This window comes from Cetobacterium somerae ATCC BAA-474 (genome assembly GCF_000479045.1).
In the GTDB taxonomy this organism is placed as follows: domain Bacteria; phylum Fusobacteriota; class Fusobacteriia; order Fusobacteriales; family Fusobacteriaceae; genus Cetobacterium_A; species Cetobacterium_A somerae.
Genome location: NZ_KI518128.1, coordinates 42752 through 60303, shown reverse-complemented (window position 1 = coordinate 60303; position 17552 = coordinate 42752). Strand labels below are relative to the sequence as shown.

General features: G+C 31.3%; 16 protein-coding genes. 9 read left to right on the top strand and 7 right to left on the bottom strand.

Annotated features, from left to right (window positions below; genetic code table 11):
* Positions 1–119 precede the first annotated feature (119 nt).
* The 7 genes from tig to HMPREF0202_RS05830 are packed head-to-tail and all read right to left on the bottom strand — an operon-like array spanning position 120 to position 7833.
* The gene (gene tig / locus HMPREF0202_RS05860) at positions 120–1406 is read right to left on the bottom strand and encodes a trigger factor (protein ID WP_023050127.1); all 1287 of its coding nucleotides are present in this window, start codon (positions 1404–1406) and stop codon (positions 120–122) included.
* A 34-nt stretch (positions 1407–1440) separates the two neighbouring features.
* The gene (recJ, locus tag HMPREF0202_RS05855) at positions 1441–3141 is read right to left on the bottom strand and encodes a single-stranded-DNA-specific exonuclease RecJ (RefSeq protein ID WP_023050126.1); all 1701 of its coding nucleotides are present in this window, start codon (positions 3139–3141) and stop codon (positions 1441–1443) included.
* 4 nt (positions 3142–3145) lie between these two features.
* Positions 3146–3502 carry a 30S ribosome-binding factor RbfA gene (gene rbfA, locus HMPREF0202_RS05850; protein WP_023050125.1) on the bottom strand — a complete coding sequence of 119 codons (357 nt, stop codon included), beginning with the start codon at positions 3500–3502 and terminating at the stop codon, positions 3146–3148.
* Between the two features lie 16 nt (positions 3503–3518).
* The gene (infB, locus tag HMPREF0202_RS05845) at positions 3519–5687 is read right to left on the bottom strand and encodes a translation initiation factor IF-2 (RefSeq protein WP_023050124.1); all 2169 of its coding nucleotides are present in this window, start codon (positions 5685–5687) and stop codon (positions 3519–3521) included.
* 24 nt (positions 5688–5711) lie between these two features.
* Positions 5712–6236, bottom strand: a complete 525-nt coding sequence (locus tag HMPREF0202_RS05840) for a DUF448 domain-containing protein (protein WP_040406557.1) — start codon at positions 6234–6236, stop codon at positions 5712–5714.
* Positions 6229–7335: a transcription termination factor NusA gene (nusA, locus tag HMPREF0202_RS05835; RefSeq protein ID WP_023050122.1), complete on the bottom strand. Its 1107-nt coding sequence runs from the start codon at positions 7333–7335 to the stop codon at positions 6229–6231. Before nusA ends, HMPREF0202_RS05840 begins: the two co-directional genes overlap by 8 nt.
* A gap of 36 nt (positions 7336–7371) precedes the next feature.
* Positions 7372–7833: a ribosome maturation factor RimP gene (locus HMPREF0202_RS05830; RefSeq protein ID WP_040406585.1), complete on the bottom strand. Its 462-nt coding sequence runs from the start codon at positions 7831–7833 to the stop codon at positions 7372–7374.
* 358 nt (positions 7834–8191) lie between these two features.
* Between HMPREF0202_RS05830 and glmS the strand changes: the two genes are divergently transcribed.
* From glmS to murQ, 9 genes are all read left to right on the top strand, one after another.
* Positions 8192–8605, top strand: coding sequence for a methylaspartate mutase subunit S (gene glmS, locus HMPREF0202_RS05825; RefSeq protein WP_023050120.1), 414 nt, complete (start codon positions 8192–8194; stop codon positions 8603–8605).
* Between the two features lie 41 nt (positions 8606–8646).
* Positions 8647–10053, top strand: coding sequence for a methylaspartate mutase accessory protein GlmL (gene glmL / locus HMPREF0202_RS05820; RefSeq protein ID WP_040406554.1), 1407 nt, complete (start codon positions 8647–8649; stop codon positions 10051–10053).
* Between the two features lie 22 nt (positions 10054–10075).
* Positions 10076–11533: a methylaspartate mutase subunit E gene (locus HMPREF0202_RS05815; protein ID WP_023050118.1), complete on the top strand. Its 1458-nt coding sequence runs from the start codon at positions 10076–10078 to the stop codon at positions 11531–11533.
* A 93-nt stretch (positions 11534–11626) separates the two neighbouring features.
* Positions 11627–12868 carry a methylaspartate ammonia-lyase gene (locus tag HMPREF0202_RS05810; protein WP_023050117.1) on the top strand — a complete coding sequence of 414 codons (1242 nt, stop codon included), beginning with the start codon at positions 11627–11629 and terminating at the stop codon, positions 12866–12868.
* Between the two features lie 80 nt (positions 12869–12948).
* Positions 12949–13209, top strand: a complete 261-nt coding sequence (gene citD / locus HMPREF0202_RS05805; protein ID WP_023050116.1) for a citrate lyase acyl carrier protein — start codon at positions 12949–12951, stop codon at positions 13207–13209.
* Positions 13210–13236: 27 nt separating this feature from the next.
* Positions 13237–14109, top strand: coding sequence for an HpcH/HpaI aldolase/citrate lyase family protein (locus tag HMPREF0202_RS05800; RefSeq protein ID WP_040406552.1), 873 nt, complete (start codon positions 13237–13239; stop codon positions 14107–14109).
* A 19-nt stretch (positions 14110–14128) separates the two neighbouring features.
* Entirely contained in the window at positions 14129–15667 is a 1539-nt protein-coding gene (gene citF, locus HMPREF0202_RS05795; protein ID WP_023050114.1) for a citrate lyase subunit alpha, read from the top strand.
* A 139-nt stretch (positions 15668–15806) separates the two neighbouring features.
* Positions 15807–16655, top strand: a complete 849-nt coding sequence (locus HMPREF0202_RS05790; RefSeq protein WP_023050113.1) for a MurR/RpiR family transcriptional regulator — start codon at positions 15807–15809, stop codon at positions 16653–16655.
* Positions 16656–17552 (top strand): N-acetylmuramic acid 6-phosphate etherase, encoded by an 897-nt coding sequence (murQ, locus tag HMPREF0202_RS05785; protein WP_023050112.1) that lies wholly within the window; start codon positions 16656–16658, stop codon positions 17550–17552.

The window sequence follows — 17552 nt, the reverse complement described above, 5'->3', positions numbered from 1 at the left end:
AAAAACTTGCTTTAAAAATTTAAAGTTAAATACTTAAAAAAATTTAGGTATTTAACACTAATTTTTTATTAAAGCAGTATTGAGTAGAGTTTTATCTCTACTCAATACATATTTTTTTATTATTTTGCGTTATTAACAATAACTTCTACAGCTTTTTGAGCTAAGCTCTCTGTTTTTAAGCTGTGGTTGAATTCATCAAGGTTAGAATTTTTATTTAATTCAGCCTCTAATTGCTCTTTAGTCATACCATACATTTTAGCAATCTCTTCAACTTTAGTATTTAACTCTTCAGCAGTAACTTCTAAGTTTTCAGCTTTAGCTATAGCTTCTAAAACTAAATCAACTTGAACTTTGTTATGAGCCATAGGAGCTATTTGGTTGAAAGCTTGCTCTTTAGTCATACCAGTCATTTTTAAATATTGATCAAGATCCATTCCTTGCATAGTTAATTGTTGGTTCATTTCAGCCATTCTGTTTTCTACTTCTCTAACTACCATAGATTTAGGTACATCAACTTTAGAATCAGCAACAACTTTTTGGATTAATTTTCCAACGAAGTTATTTTGAACTCTAGCTTCTTCTCTAGCTGTAATTTCAGCAGTTTTCTTAGCTTTTAAATCTTCAACAGACTCAAATCCAGCTTCTTTTGCAAACTCTTCAGTTAACTCTGGCTTAGCTAAAGTTTTGATAGAGTTTATTTTTACTTTAAATGTAGCAGGTTTTCCAGCTAATGCTTCAGCATGGTACTCAGCAGGGAAAGTTACATTGATTTCTCCCTCTTGTCCTACTGTATATCCAACTAATTGATCTTCAAATGTATCAATAAACATTTTTGATCCTAATTTTAATTGGTGAGAATCAGCTTTTCCACCTTCAAATGGAACACCATCGATAAATCCTTCAAAAGCAAGATCTACAGTATTTCCCATTTCAGCTTTATGTCCTTCTTGAGCGTCCTCTAATTTAGATTTAGCATTTAACATGTTTTCAATTTCTTTATCTAAAAGATCATCAGTCATTTGGAAAGTCTCTTTTTCAACCTCTAAACCTTTGTATTCTCCTAAAGTGATTTCAGGATAAACATCAACTTTAAATGTTATTTCAAGAGAATCTTTCATGTTAGCAACAAGATCGTAAATGAAACTTACTGGAGCGATTTTTTCTTCAGCAACGATTTTTTCAAAGTTTGCTTTAAGAACAGAGTCAACAACCTCTTCTTTTATTGCATCAGCAAAAGCAGCTTCAACTTTGTTTAATGGTGCATGTCCTTTTCTAAATCCAGGAACCTCTACTTTAGTAGCTAAAGTTTTAATAACCTCTGATTTAATTGGTGATAACTCTTCAGCTGTTAAAGTTAATGTAATCTCAACTGCTGAATGTTCGATTTTTTTTAATTCGTGTTTCATCATTTCCTCCTTAAAGTATTTATGTATTAATATCTCAAATCTTATGAGATTTAAGATCTTTTAAACGAAACTGATAAAATTCTTCCCCTTTGTTAATAATTTTTTCAGGATAGTAAATGATATCATAAAGCATATCCTTATTATTTTTATGTAACTTTGAACTTAAATCAAAAGCTACAAGAGGGTAAGATTTTCCATTTTTTAATAAAAATCCATTGAAATGTCTATTTTCAATACCGAAAAACTTTGTATCTATAATTTTAACTCCTCTATCAAGAAAATAGGGATGTTTATTTTCAAGGCCAAAGGGACCTAATTTTTTTATATCATTAATATGATTTTTATTTATTTTATCGACAGATAACTCTAAATCGATTTCTAAAAACTTAGGTTGATTTATATTGTGCTCATGAACTTGAATCTCCCTTTGAAATAAAAGTTCTATTTCAGAAAGATTTTTTTCATCAGCTATAAATCCAGCAGCCAAGTCATGACCACCAAAACGTATTAATTTATTTTCAATAAGTTTTAAAATATTGAAAATATTTACACCAGGAATACTTCTACATGAAGCTTTAGCAATACCATCTTTTAATGAGATCATAGCGACAGGTAAATTATATTTTACACTTAACCTAGAAGCAACCACACCAATAACTCCAGGATGCCATCGCTCTGATGCAACAAAAATATATTTTAAATTATTTGGATCATTTTTTTGTTGAATCATTTTGTTTGCTTCATCAAATATCATTCTTTCAAGTTCTCTTCTTTGCTTATTAGCTTTTTTCATCTCTTCAATAATATTATAGATTTCAAAATCATCTGTTTTCATAAAGAAATCAGCACCTAATTTAGAATTTCCAAGTCTTCCTAAAGAGTTTATAAGAGGAGAGACAAAATAACTGATATCTGTTGTACTAATATCTTTATTATAAAGTTTTAGATATTTCATAAGGTAAACCAAACCCTTAATTTTAGTATTTTTAAGAGTTTCTAAACCTCTACTTATAATAATTCTATTTTCGTCAAACATAGGAACTACATCAGCAACGGTTCCTATCATAATAACATCCATAAACTGATATAATTTAGAGAAATCTTCATTTAGATAAGAGTAAACTCCTTGAGCAACTTTTAAAGCTACTCCGGCTCCAGCCAAGAATTTAAATTTATAATTATCACTAAGTTTAGGATTAATGAAGAGAATATTATCCTCTTCTTCATCTTTTACACTTTTATGATGATCAGTAACAATAACTTCAATTCCTAGAGTACGAGCATACTCTACATCCTCATAGGAGTTAACTCCTGTGTCTACAGTAATTACTAGTTTTCCAGAATTTTTATGGATATAGTCAATGGTCTTTTTATCAAGACCATATCCTTCATCCATTCTATTAGGAATATAGTAATCAATATCAATTCCAATCTCTCTAAAAGCTAATACAAGGAAGATGGCAGCAGTTATTCCGTCGACATCATAGTCTCCGTAAATAAATAACTTTTCTTCATTATTTTTAGCTGAAACTATTTTTTCTACAACGCTATCCATCATTTCAAAATCAAAAGGATTTCTAAATTTATTTATAGATGGATTAAGAAAATTATCTACTTCATCTTTTTCTAAAAAGCCTTTCTTTAAAAGTAAAGTAGCTAAAAATTTAGAAACATTCCATTGACTAGCCTTAGTTTCAATAAGATTTTCAGATACTGTTTTATATTCCCAGTGCATAAAATTACCCTTTTAAGCTATCAAGTAACTGGGAGATTTTAATAGCGTGTTCTATAGTATCATCCAGTTTTATTCTCATTTCAGGAGTATATCTTAAGGCTAGTTCTTCAGATACTCTTTTTCTAAGAAAACCTTTAATTTCATTTAATCCTTCTAAAACTTCATTTTTATTAACAGTTTGTCCAGCTATTGGCATAATGCTAAAGAATAAATCTGCAAATTTTAAATCTTCAGTAACTCTAACACTAGTAATAGAAACCATAGCTTTTTTTAATTTTGGATTTTTAACCTCTTCGAAAAGACATTTAGAAACAACTCTAGAAACCTCTTTTTCAATTGCAGCTAATCTTTTTTTATTCATAATAAATCACCCACTTTTACTTTAAAGTTCTTTTAACTTCAATAATGTCAAATGCCTCAACAATATCTCCTTCTTTGATATCGTTAAAGTTTTCTATTCCTAAACCACACTCTTGACCAGCAACAACTTCTTTAGCGTCGTCCTTGTATCTCTTAAGTGTATTTAATTTTCCTTCATAAACAATAACACCATTTCTTAATATTCTGATGTTTGAATCTTTTCTAACTTTACCGTCAACAACAACACATCCGGCAACATTTCCAACTTTAGAAACTTTGAATACTTTTTTAATCTCAATTCTTCCAGAGTACATCTCTTTAAACTCAGGATCAAGCATACCTGTTAGAGCTTTTTCGATATCTTCTGTGATATGATAAATGATATTAGAAGTTCTAATTTCAACACCGTTAGAATCAGCTTCTTTTAAAGCGTTTGTAGTTGGTCTAACATTAAATCCAATTATAATTGCATTTGATGCTTCAGCAAGTTTAACGTCACTCTCTGTGATAGCTCCAGATGCAGCTTGAATAATGTTAACTAAAACTTCTTCATGAGAAAGTTTTAATAATGAATCTCTTAAAGCTTCAACAGATCCTCTAGAATCTGCTCTTAAGATTAAGTTTAATTCTTTTATGTTAGCGTGATCCATTTGTTGAGATAGAGTTTCAAGAGAGATAGATTTTCTACTAACTTCAGCAATCTTTCTTTCTTTAGCCATTTCTTCAACAATTCTCTTAGCGTGTTGCTCATTTTGGATAACATAGAATGTATCTCCAGCAGATGGAACATCGTTAAATCCAATAATTTCAATTGGTTGAGAAACTGTAGCAGATTGTACTTTAGTTCCTAAATCATTAACAAGAGCTCTAACTTTACCCATAGATTCTCCAGCAACGATAACCTCTCCAATTCTTAAAGTTCCCTCTTGAATTAAAACGTCAGCAATAGGTCCAACTTTAGGATCAAGTCTTGATTCTAAAACAATACCTTTAGCTCTTTTCTTAGGGTTAGCCTTTAATTCTAAAATCTCAGAAGTAATTAAGATTGTATCTAAAAGAGTATCTAAATTCATTCTAGCTTTAGCAGATACTTCAACAAACTCAGTATCTCCTCCCCATTCAACTGAAACTAATCCATGCTCCATTAATTCTTGCTTTACTCTCATAGGGTTAGCTTCTGGTTTATCAATTTTGTTAATAGCAACAATAATTGGTACATTAGCAGCTTTAGCGTGAGATAGGGCTTCTATTGTTTGAGGCATAACACCATCATCAGCAGCAACTACAAGAATTGCGATATCAGTAACTTGTGCTCCTCTAGCTCTCATATCAGTAAATGCCTCGTGTCCAGGAGTATCAACGAAAGTTATTTTTTTACCAGCCTTATCAATTTGGTAGGCTCCAATCTTTTGTGTAATTCCTCCAGCTTCTCCTGAAGCTACAGATGTTGTTCTAATAGCATCAAGTAAAGATGTTTTTCCGTGGTCAACGTGTCCCATAATTGTGATAACAGGAGCTCTTTCAATAAGATCTTCAGGTTTATCAGTAATTTCAAGGGCAAATTTATCTCCGAAATCTAATTCGATTTCTTCTTCTTCCTCAACTAAAGCATCATAATCTACAGCTAATTCTTCTGCTAATTCAAAAGAGATTGGGCTGTTGATAGTTAACATTTGACCTTTTAAGAATAATTTTTTTATAAGTTCCGAACTTCCAATTCCAAGTCTGTCAGCAAAATCACCTAAAGTAATCTCTCCTCTGATTTTGATAATTTTCATTCCATCTTCTTCGATAATTTCAGGACCTTGCTCAGCTTTCTTTACAACGAAGTCTGCTCTTCTTCCTTTTTTTCTTTTTTTTGATTTTCCCTCATCTTTAGAGTTCTCATCATTAGTTTTATTTTTGTTCTTATTTTTGCTTTTCTTTGCAGGCTGATTCTCCTCTACAAAATCGTCTACATTATTAATTTCCATATTTTTTTTCATTGTTTCCTCCTCTATATAAACATTGTTAGAAACAACATCATCATTTTTTTTAGCAAAATAATCTGTGGCAATTTTTTCTTGCTCATCAGTTAATCCAGCTAGATGTGAGTGTACATCAATTCCAATATTGTTTAAAATATCCAAAAACTCTTTGTTTCCAAAACCATATTTCCTAGCTAATTCGTGTACTCTTATTTTCATAAAATTCAGACACCTCCAAATAGCCTAATCTATCAATCCCCTTGCAACTTTTTTATTTTTTATAGCAATCACGTTGATTTCATCTTTATTAAATATATCACCAAGTTGTGCTTTATCCCCAAAGTGAGCATAAGGAATATTAAATTCCTTAGCTTTTGCAATTATTTTTTTATCATTTTTTTCACTAATATCCTCAGCGATTATTAGGAAATGGATATGTTGAATATCTTCCATAACCATATTGATACCGAAAGTTAGATGTTCAGAGTTTTTCATTGCCTTTAAAATATTTAAGTAATCTTTAGATTGTTTCTTAAGAAGATTTACCATAGTAAGTAAATCTTCTATTTTTAGGCTATATTTTTTGTTTTTTGAAATTCTTTTAATACATTCATGAGTTTTACAAACATAGATTGCTCTAGCTTGAAGTTTTTGCTTTTCATCAAATGAATAGTTGCTTTCACTAATTTTTGCGATCCTAAAAAGTTCGCTTTTATTCTTCTTTTCTCTACAAACTACACAAGTTCTTTCAGGTGTATGATTAAGCATTTTCTTCCTCATCTAAATCAACAGTATTATTTTCTGTTTCTGCTTTGAAAGAATCAACAGTTTTAATATCTACTCTCATACCAGTTAATTTAGCAGCAAGTCTTGCGTTTTGTCCATTTTTACCAATAGCTAAAGAAAGTTGAGAATTTTCAACTAAAACTCTAGCTGTACTTCCCTCTTCAAGAACCTCAACACTGATAACTTTAGCTGGACTAAGAACAGCTGATACAAACTCTTCAACATCTTCTTTCCAAACAACGATATCAATTTTTTCACCATTTAATTCATTAACAATATTTCTAATTCTTAATCCCTTTTGACCAATACATGCTCCAACAGTATCGATGTTTTCATCAGCTGAGTAAACAGCAACTTTAGCTCTAGATCCAGCTTCTCTAGCAACTGATTTAATTTCGATAATACCATCTGCAATTTCTGGAATCTCTAATTCAAATAATTTCTTAAGTAATCCTTCGTTTTTTCTAGAAATTACTATTTTAGGGAATTTATTTGTTTTTTCAACTTCAGCAACATAAACTTTTATTCTTTCTCCAACTCTGTAAACATCTGCTGGAGATTGCTCAGCAGTTGTTAAGATAGCTTCGCATCCATCAAATTCAATGAAGATATTTCTTTTTTCGTCAATTCTTCTGATAATACCTGTGATAATATCATGTTCTTTAACTTTGAATTTATCAAAAATATTTTGTCTCTCAGCTTCTCTAACTTTTTGAATAACAATTTGTTTACCATTTTGTATTGCATTTCTTCTAAACTCTTCACAATTAACCTCAAGTTTGATAACGTCTCCGACCTTAACTCTTTTGTGGCCAGCTTCAACAGCGTCCTCAACTGAAACTTCAAGAGCAGCATCATATAAATCTTCAGCAGTAACAACAGTTTTTATTTCAAAAACTTTTACCTCACCTGTTGATCTATTAATTTCTACCTCAACGTTTTCTTCCTCACCATAGTGCTTCTTATAAGCAGCTAACATAGCTTGCTCTACTGCTTCAAGAAGACTCTCTTTGTTTATTCCTTTTTCTTTCTCAAGCTGCTCAAGAGCTTCTAAAAAGATTTTTCCATCTTTACTTTTCATAATGGGTTTTCCTCCTAACTATAACTAAATAAATAATTAAATATCACTAAAATCAAAGACAATATTTGCTTTTTTAATCTCTTTAAAAGGTATTTCAAGAGTTTCACCTTTTATATTTAAGAAAAGTGTTTCATCTTTAAAATCTTCAATAATACCTTCAAAATTCTTGTTATCATTAAGCTTATGCTTTAAACTAACTTTAATTTTCTCACCGTTAAATCTAACAAAGTCAGATTCTTTCTTTAAAGGTCTTTCAACTCCTGGAGAAGAAACCTCTAAAAAGAACTTATGAGGAATTAAAGCATCAATAGCTTCATCAATATCGTTGCTAAGAGCACCGCAATCTTCAAGAGTAATGTCACCTTCAGGTTTTTCTATAAAAATACGTACGTATAAATATCCACCTTCTTGAATATATTCCAAGTCAACTAAATCAACTTCTCTTTTTTCGATAGCTGGAATAACAACTTTTTCTATTTTTAAAAGAGTTTCTTCCATCTCTCTTTTATCAAGTTTTATCATAAAAATTCACCTCTTTCCAAATAAAAACTATAAAGAAAGAGTGGGATTTCCCCACTCTTGTCAGCTCTAGTATAAATTATCCAATTAGAGTATAGCATAAATATAAAAAAAAATCAATGAAATCATACGATTCTATATAGATAGATATATTAATGTAGGAAAAAAATAAAATATATAGATAAGAAGCGAATAGTTATAATATATTTTATAAATAGTTGAAAAATCAATGATATAAATTTATTATTTCTATTGTGTTTTTTTAAAACGTAGTGTATAAAATATATTATAAAAGTTTGTTTTTTATAGGAAAAAAAATAGTGAGGTGTTATTTTCAATGAAAAATGGAAAGAAAGTAGTAATTGGTGTAATTGGTTCTGACTGTCATGCAGTAGGAAATAAAATTATACACCACGTATTAGAGAGCAACGGATTTGAAGTAATCAATATAGGAGTTTTATCTCCACAAATTGATTTCATTAATGCTGCAGTAGAAACAAAGGCTGATGCAATAATCGTATCATCTTTATATGGACATGGGGAATTAGATTGTCAAGGGATGAGAGAAAAGTGTGAAGAAGCTGGATTAAAAGATATCTTACTTTATGTTGGAGGAAACATTGTTGTTGGAAAACAAGATTGGTCAGATGTAGAATCTAGATTTAAAGCTATGGGATTCAATAGAGTTTATAGACCAGGAACTCCAATTGAACTAACAACAGAAGATTTAAAATCAGATTTAGGAATTTAATTATCTAAATCTAATAAACTTAAAGAAAAGAGATGATTTCTATGAAATGTTATCTAACTATTGACTTTGGTAGTACATATACAAAGTTAACAGCGATAGATTTAGTAGGAGAAAGAATTCTAGCAACTGCTAAAGATATAACAACTGTAGAAGATGATATAATGATTGGTTTTGATAAAGCTTATGAGAAACTTGTAAAAGAAATTGAGAAAGAAATTCCAATATCACAAGTTGAATTTGTGGACAAAATAGCATGTTCATCAGCAGCTGGTGGATTGAAAATGGTTGCAATCGGATTAGTTCCAGAACTGACAGCTGAAGCAGCGAAAAAAGCAGCTTTAGGAGCAGGGGCAAGAGTTATGAAAACATACTCATACGAATTAAACTCTCGTGAGATGGAAGAGATTAAAAACTCTCCAATAGATATAATTCTTTTAGCTGGTGGAACAGACGGTGGAAACAAAGAGTGTATAATACATAATGCTAGATTGGTAGTTGAGCATGATATAAGAAAGCCAATTATTGTAGCAGGAAATAAAGCAGCATCAGACGAAATAGAAAGAATTTTTTCTGAGGCAGGATTAGATTATTATATGGCTGACAACGTTATGCCAAAAATAAATAAACTTAACGTTGAACCAGCTCGTGAAGAAATAAGAAAAGTATTCATGAATAAGATAATAGAAGCAAAAGGAATGAAGAAGGCTGAAAGTTTTATCAGCGGAATATTAATGCCAACTCCAGCAGCGGTATTAAAAGCGGCAGAAGTGCTATCTGAAGGAACAGATGAAGAGGATGGAATAGGAGATTTGATAATAGTTGATATTGGTGGTGCAACTACTGATATTCATTCGATTGGAAAAGGTGATCCGTCTAAACCTGGAGTTCTGTTAAAAGGATTAGAAGATCCTGTTGCAAAAAGAACTGTTGAAGGAGATTTAGGAATGAGATATTCAGCAATCTCTTTATTGGAAGCAGCTGGAACTAGAAAAATAAGAAATTATTTAAATGATGTAGACAAAAAATGGGATGTAAAAGGTCACTGTAACTACAGACATGATCATATAAAAATGGTTCCTCAAACAAAAGAAGAAATTTTGTTTGATGAAGCAATGGCCAAAGTTGCAACAGAGTTATCGATGACTAGACATTGTGGAGTTTTAGAGTGTATATACACTCCTATGGGAACAATGTTTAACCAAAGTGGTAAAGATCTTTTAAATGCACCTTATATAATAGGAACTGGGGGAGTTATCGTTCATAGTGAGAATCCGAGAGGGATTTTAGAAGCAGGAAAATTTAATCCAGCAGAACCGATATATTTAAAACCAGAAAATCCAAAATTTATGGTAGATAAAACATATATTCTATCATCTATGGGATTATTAGCTCAAAAAGAGCCGGATTTAGCGATAAAAATAATGAAAAAATATCTGATTGAAGTATAAGTTTTGAGGAGGAATCTGATCAATGAATTTAAAATTTAAAAAATGGACTGATGAAGAGTTCTTTAAAGTAAGAGAAGAGGTTTTAAAGCAGTGGCCAACAGGGGCGGATGTAAATTTAGAGGAAGCTGTAGCTTATCATAAAGCTTTACCTGAGCACAAAAACTTCGCTAAAAAATTAATAGATGCAAAAGCAAAAAATATAACTTTAGCTCAACCAAGAGCAGGAGTTGCTTTAATTGAGCAACATATTGAGTTATTAAATTTCTTAGATAAAGAGGGTGGAGCTGATTTATTACCATCTACAATAGATTCTTACACAAGACAAAATAAATATGAGAACTGTGAAAAAGGAATTGAAGAATCTAAAAAAGCAGGAAGATCATTATTAAATGGATTCCCAGGTGTAAACCACGGAGTTAAAGGTTGTAGAGAAGTTGTAGAAGCGGTAAACTTACCTTTACAATTAAGACACGGAACTCCAGATGCTAGATTATTATCAGAGATAATGCTAGCTGCTGGATATACATCAAACGAGGGTGGAGGAATATCTTACAACATTCCTTATGCAAAATCAGTAAGTTTAGAGCAAACAATAAGAGATTGGCAATATTGTGATAGATTAGTTGGATGGTACGAAGAGCAAGGAGTTTCTATCAATAGAGAACCATTTGGACCATTAACAGGAACATTAGTTCCACCATCAATTTCAAATGCTGTTCAAATCATTGAGTGTTTACTAGCTGCTGAGCAAGGAGTTAAAAATATTACTTTAGGATATGGACAATGTGGAAACTTAGTACAAGACGTTGCTGCAGTAAGATCTATGATGGAGCAAGCTGAAGAGTACTGTAAAGAGTTTGGTTATGAAAATATGCAATTAACTTCTGTATTCCACCAGTGGATGGGAGGATTCCCTGAAGATGAGGCTAAAGCCTTTGGAGTTATTTCAAATGGAGCATCAGCAGCAGCATTAGCGGGAGCAACAAAAGTTATCGTAAAAACACCTCACGAGGCTATCGGAGTACCAACAAAAGAAGCTAACGCAATGGGAATCAGAGCAACAAAAATGGTATTAAACTTATTAAGAGGACAAAATTTACCAAACTCTGAAGAAGTTCAATTTGAAAAAGATATGATAAAAAGAGAAGTTAAGCAAATTATCGATAAAGTACTTGAGTTAGGAAACGGAGATTTAGCAGTAGGAACTGTTAAAGCATTCGAGCAGGGAGTTTTAGATATTCCGTTTGCACCATCAAAGTATAATGCAGGAAAAATGTTACCAGCAAGAGATAATAATGGAATGATTAGATATTTAAATGCAGGAAACTTACCTTTATCAGAGGATATAAAAGCTTTCCATACTGCTAAATTACAAGAAAGAGCAGATTTTGAAGGAAGAGAAATAAGTTTCCAAATGACAGTAGATGATATATTTGCTGTAGGAAAAGGAACATTAATTGGAAGACCAGCAACAAAATAATTTCTATAAAAATAAAAAAATATTATTTAAAATTTGATTTATTATAAAAGTTAGGGAGAGAGATCTCCCTCGTAAAAATCAGGAGGAATTAAAATGAGAATAGTTGATGTAGTATGTTCAGCAGGAAAAACAGGTTTTTACTTTGATGACCAAAGAGCTATAAAAAAAGGAGCAGGACATGATGGATTTGCTTATGTAGGAGAGCCAGTAACAGAAGGATTTACTTCAATTAGACAAGCTGGAGAAGCAATCTCTGTACAATTAATATTAGAAGATGGTCAAGTAGCATTTGGAGATTGTGCAGCAGTACAGTATTCTGGTGCGGGAGGAAGAGACCCATTATTCCTAGCTAAAGATTTTATTCCAGTAATTGAAAAAGAAATCGCTCCAAAGTTAATTGGAAAAGAGTTAGATAACTTCAAATCATTAGCTGAAGAGTTCGATGGAATGTTATTAGATGGAAAAAGATTACATACTGCTATAAGATATGGAATTACTCAAGCTTTATTAGATGCTGTAGCAAAAGCTAGAAAAGTAACTATGGCTGAAGTTATTCAAAAAGACTATAATACAGGTTTAGAAATTTCAAAAAGACCTATATTCACTCAATCAGGAGATAACAGATACGAGAATGCAGACAAAATGATTATAAAATCTGCTGATGTTTTACCACATGCTTTAATAAATCATGTAGAAACAAAATTAGGTAAAAATGGAGAGTTATTACTTGAATACGTTGGATGGTTAAGAGATAGAATAATCCACTTAAGAGATTCAGAAGACTATACTCCTATTTTACACATAGATGTATACGGAACAATTGGAGCAGCATTTGATGGGGATACAACAAAAATGGCAGACTATTTACAAACATTAGTAGATGCAGCAAAACCATTTAAATTAAGAATTGAAGGTCCTATGGACGTAGAAGATAGAGATAAGCAAATTGAAGCTTTAGCAGCATTAACAGCTGAAGTAGATAGAAGAAACATGGGAATCGAGTTAGTTGCTGATGAGTGGTGTAACACTTATGAGGATATCGCAGCTTTTGCTGATGCTAAAGCTGGACATGTAGTTCAAATAAAAACTCCAGATTTAGGAGGAGTAAATAACATAGCAGATGCAATTCTTTATTGTAATAAAGTAGGAATTGGTTCTTACTGTGGAGGAACTTGTAACGAGACTAACAGATCAGCTGAGGTTACTACTAACATAGCTATGGCATGTGGAGCTCTTCAAGTTTTAGCAAAACCAGGAATGGGTGTTGACGAAGGATACATGATTGTATTTAACGAAATGAGCAGAGTAGAAGCTTTAGTAAACAGAAGAAAGTAATAGACTTTTAATTCTGGGAAAAGGTGGGGGTCTCCTACCTTTTCCTTTAATTTTATAGAAAATTCTAAGAGGTGAATAGAATGACAATAAATAAACCCGCTAAATGTGGAACATTAGAGTCTAATGATATATTTGTAATGTTAACTCCAAGTGAAAATGGAATAAGTATTGAATTAGAAAGTGTTGTAGAAAAGCAGTTTGGAAATCATATAAAAATGGTTATTGAAGAGAAATTAAAAGAGATGGGAATTACTTCAGTTTTAGTAAAGGCTCAAGATAAAGGAGCTTTAGATTATACAATAAGAGCTAGAATTGAGGGAGCTGTTAAAAGAGGTTGTTAAATATTCCTTTTAAGGTGAGGTGTTAGTGTGAAATTAAGAAGAACAATGTTATTTATGCCTGGAAATAACCCAGGGATGCTACAAACAGCAGATACATTTGGAGCAGACTCAGTAATATTTGATTTAGAAGATGCAGTTGCTTTAACAGAAAAAGATGCAGCAAGAATACTAGTAACAGAAGCTATGAGAACGATGAATTATGGAGAAACAGAAGTTGTAATAAGAATAAATCCATTATCATCTCCATTTGCAATGACAGATATAGATAAAATGGCTAGATTAAAGCCAGATGCAATACTACTTCCAAAGGCTACTCCAGAAGATATGGAAATTTTGGAAAAAGAGTTAGAAAGAATTGAAAAAGAGGAAGGCTTTGAAGTAGGAACTATAAAAGTTCATGCTTTAGTAGAGACAGCTTACGGAGTGGAAACTGTTTATGAAACAATAAAGTCTTCTAATAGAATTCAAGCTGTTTTATTAGGTGGAGAAGATTTAGCAGCAGATTTAGCAGTAAAAAGAACTAAAGATTCAGAAGAGTTATTTTATGCTAGAACAAAGGTAGTAAATGCTTGTAAAGCATTAAAAGTAGATGCAATAGATACACCTTTTACTGATACAAATGATTACGAAGGATTAGCTGCAGATTCGAGAAAAGCTAAAATGTTAGGATTCTCTGGAAAGTTAGCTATAAACCCAAGACAAATAGATACAATTCATGAAGTATATTCTCCAACAAAGCAGGAGATAAATCATGCTTTAAGAGTTATGGCAGCAAAAGAAGAAGCGGAAAAAGAAGGATTAGGAGTGTTCTCTTTAGATGGAAAGATGGTTGATCTTCCAATTATAAATAGAGCTATCCAAACTTTAGAAATTGCTGAAATGATTGGATTATTAGATTAATTTAGGGTGAGGTGTTCTAATGAAAAATATTTTAGGGAGAGAAATTCCTGAATTTATAGAAGGATATGGAAATGTAAAACAATATAAAGGGTATCTTTCAAATAAAGATGGAGTAATAAAAAAGGATTTTAAATTTAAAACTATATCTGCTCAAGATTCAAAATTACATACAGATTTAAACAAATTAATGGATAAATTACCATTGAAGGATGGGATGGTAGTTTCGTTTCACCACCATTTAAGAAATGGGGATTTTGTTTTAAATATGGTAATGGAAGAGATTGCAAAAAGAGGATATAAAAATATAACAATAGCAGCAAGTTCTATATTCCCTTGTCATAAAGGGTTAGTAAAAATGATAGAAGATAAGGTAGTGACTCAAATATATGCAGCATATATATCTGGACCAGTAGCCGAAGCTATATCTCAAGGGAAGTTAGAAAGACCTGCTATAATGCATACACATGGTGGAAGAGCAAGAATATTTGAATCAGGAGAGAGAACTATTGATGTTGCATTCATGGCAGCTCCTACAAGTGATGAATATGGAAATATAAATGGTGTAGATGGAAAATCAGCTTGTGGAGCATTAGGATATGCACATACAGATGCAGAGTTAGCAAATATAGTTGTAGCTATAACAGATAATCTAGTTGAGTATCCAAACACGACAATTGAAATAAATCAAACTTTAGTAGATTATGTTTTAGTTGTAGATGCAATAGGAGATCCGAAAGGAATTGTGTCAGGAACAACTCAAATAACTAAAAATCCAATTGGATTAAAAGTTGCAGATTTAACAGCGAAATTTATTGAGGAATCTGGATACTTAAAGAATGGTATGAGTTTTCAAACTGGTGCAGGAGGAATATCTTTAGCTGTAGCAGCACAGTTAAAAAATATAATGAAGCAAAAAGAGATTTGCGGAAGTTTTGCATCTGGAGGAATAACAGGATACATTGTTGATATGTACAAAGAGGGATTGTTTAAAGCTTTATTTGATGTTCAATGTTTTGACTTAGATGCTATAAAATCAGCTAAGGAAAATCCAGCACACATAACGATGTCAGCATCAATGTATGCTAATGCAAACAATAAAGGAGCAGTTGTAAATAAGTTAGATGTTGTTATTTTAGGAGCTACAGAGATTGATACAAACTTTAATGTAAATGTAACAACAGGGTCTAACGGGGTTATAATGGGAGGATCAGGTGGTCACTCTGATACAGCTGCAGGTTCAAAATTATGTATAATAGTATCACAGCTTGTTAACTCTAGAATATCTGTTGTAAAAGATAAAGTTACAACATTAACTACACCTGGTGAAACGGTTGATATTCTTGTAACTGAAAGAGGAATTGCTATAAATCCTTTAAGAAAAGATTTGTTAGAAAAATTTAAAGATTCTAAACTTCCGATAAAGACAATAGAGGAGTTAAGAGAAATAGCTAGAAATATGACTGGGCAAGAGAATGAAATTGAATTTGAAGATGAAATAGTTGCAGTTGTTGAGTATAGAGATGGTACTGTTGTAGATACAATAAAAAAAGTGAAATAAAGTTTGTGGAGAAATATTTCTCCACTTTTTTTATTTAATTATAGGAATAAAATATTCTTATACAAGCGAAAAAAATAAAATAAAAAATTCTTGATTTTGGAATTGATATAGTGTAATATATGTCTGTAAAGGAGGAACTATGATTGAAAATATTATAAAAAGTATGAAAAACAACTTATCTGAGAGTGAAAAAATAATTGCTACATATATTGTTAAAAATAAAAACGTAATAGGAGAGATTACTTCGACAGAGTTAGCTAAAAAAATAGGAGTAAGTCAATCTTCAATTATTAAATTTATAAAAAAAATAGGATTTTCAGGATACATAGCATTTAAGTTACAATTAGAAAGGGATTTAGAAAATAAAAAAAGTTCATCAAAAAATAAAATACATAGTGATATAGACTTAGAAGATTCTTTAGAAGAGGTTACAAAAAAAACATTAGCAGAAACTATCGAAGCTTTAAATAGTACTGTGGGAGTAATTGATTATAAAAATTTCGAAACTATTATAGAGAAAATTAGAGAAAGTGGTCGTATTTTGATAATAGGTGCGGGAATGTCATCTATTGTAGCTAGAGATTTAGAATTAAAATTAATGAAAATAAAAATAGACACTGTTCACTATGATAGTAAACAGATGCAACTTATGAAGCTTTCAACGATGAATGAAAAAGATTTAGTTATAGCAATATCTCATAGAGGGGAAACGCAAGAAGTTTTAGATGTTGTAAAAATTGCTAAAGATATGAAAATTTGTGTTGTATCAATAACATCAATTGGGAAAAATAGTCTTTCTTCTTTAAGTGATTATAATATTGGGGTTGTTTCTAAAGAAAGTATATTAAGAAGTTCAGCTATTTCATCGAGAATGGCGCAAATGATAATATTAGATAGTATTTTTTTAAGATTAATGCAAAAAGATTATAGAAAAGTAAAAAAATATATAGAAAAAAGTAAAAAAATAGTGGGATGGGTGGAAAAATAAATGGAAAAGATATTGGAAGGAAAAACAACGGAAACAAGAAATTTAAAGAGTATGAATATGGATAGTATGAGTATAAAAGAGATTTTAACACTTATAAATGAAGAGGATAAAAGAGTTCCAGAAAGTATTCAAGAGGTTATTCCAGAGATTGAGAAGGCTGTAAAATTAATAATAGAAGCTTTTAATAATGGTGGAAGATTGATATATATGGGAGCTGGAACAAGCGGAAGATTAGGGGTTTTAGATGCGGTGGAATGTCCCCCAACGTTTGGAGTAGATAAGACAAAAGTAATGGGATTGATAGCAGGAGGAGAAAAAGCTTTTGTGGAAGCTCAAGAGGGGGCTGAAGATTCTAAAGAATTAGCTATAGAAGAGTTAAATGGAATAGAGCTGAGATCAAATGATATAGTTTGTGGAATAGCAGCATCAGGAAGAACACCTTATGCAATAGGTGGAATTGAATATGCAAAAAAGTTAGGTTGTAAAACAATAGCGATTGCGTGTAATAAAAGAAGTAAAATTGGAGAGATAGCAGATGTGGCAATAGAGGTAGAAGTAGGACCTGAAGTTTTAACGGGGTCTACAAGAATGAAAGCGGGAACAGCTCAAAAATTAATTTTAAATATGATTAGTACTGCTTCAATGACAGGAATAGGAAAAGTTTATGAAAATTTAATGGTTGATTTAAAAATTACTAATGTAAAGTTACAGGAGAGAGCAAAAAATAATGTGATGCAAATAACGGGGTGTAGTTATGAAATCGCTCAAGAAACATTAGAAAAAGCTAATAATCAAGTAAAAGTAGCAATTATAATGGTTTTATTAAGATGTAACAGAGAAGAAGCAGTGGAAAGATTAAATGAATCTAAAGGTTTTATAAGAGAAGCAGTAAAATAA

Bases quoted from the DNA above. Each gene is read 5' to 3' on its own strand.
- tig (WP_023050127.1), bottom strand. From the start codon at position 1,406: ATGAAACACGAATTAAAAAAAATCGAACATTCAGCAGTTGAGATTACA.
- recJ (WP_023050126.1), bottom strand. From the start codon at position 3,141: ATGCACTGGGAATATAAAACAGTATCTGAAAATCTTATTGAAACTAAG.
- rbfA (WP_023050125.1), bottom strand. From the start codon at position 3,502: ATGAATAAAAAAAGATTAGCTGCAATTGAAAAAGAGGTTTCTAGAGTT.
- infB (WP_023050124.1), bottom strand. From the start codon at position 5,687: ATGAAAATAAGAGTACACGAATTAGCTAGGAAATATGGTTTTGGAAAC.
- HMPREF0202_RS05840 (WP_040406557.1), bottom strand. From the start codon at position 6,236: ATGCTTAATCATACACCTGAAAGAACTTGTGTAGTTTGTAGAGAAAAG.
- nusA (WP_023050122.1), bottom strand. From the start codon at position 7,335: ATGAAAAGTAAAGATGGAAAAATCTTTTTAGAAGCTCTTGAGCAGCTT.
- HMPREF0202_RS05830 (WP_040406585.1), bottom strand. From the start codon at position 7,833: ATGGAAGAAACTCTTTTAAAAATAGAAAAAGTTGTTATTCCAGCTATC.
- glmS (WP_023050120.1), top strand. From the start codon at position 8,192: ATGAAAAATGGAAAGAAAGTAGTAATTGGTGTAATTGGTTCTGACTGT.
- glmL (WP_040406554.1), top strand. From the start codon at position 8,647: ATGAAATGTTATCTAACTATTGACTTTGGTAGTACATATACAAAGTTA.
- HMPREF0202_RS05815 (WP_023050118.1), top strand. From the start codon at position 10,076: ATGAATTTAAAATTTAAAAAATGGACTGATGAAGAGTTCTTTAAAGTA.
- HMPREF0202_RS05810 (WP_023050117.1), top strand. From the start codon at position 11,627: ATGAGAATAGTTGATGTAGTATGTTCAGCAGGAAAAACAGGTTTTTAC.
- citD (WP_023050116.1), top strand. From the start codon at position 12,949: ATGACAATAAATAAACCCGCTAAATGTGGAACATTAGAGTCTAATGAT.
- citF (WP_023050114.1), top strand. From the start codon at position 14,129: ATGAAAAATATTTTAGGGAGAGAAATTCCTGAATTTATAGAAGGATAT.
- HMPREF0202_RS05790 (WP_023050113.1), top strand. From the start codon at position 15,807: ATGATTGAAAATATTATAAAAAGTATGAAAAACAACTTATCTGAGAGT.
- murQ (WP_023050112.1), top strand. From the start codon at position 16,656: ATGGAAAAGATATTGGAAGGAAAAACAACGGAAACAAGAAATTTAAAG.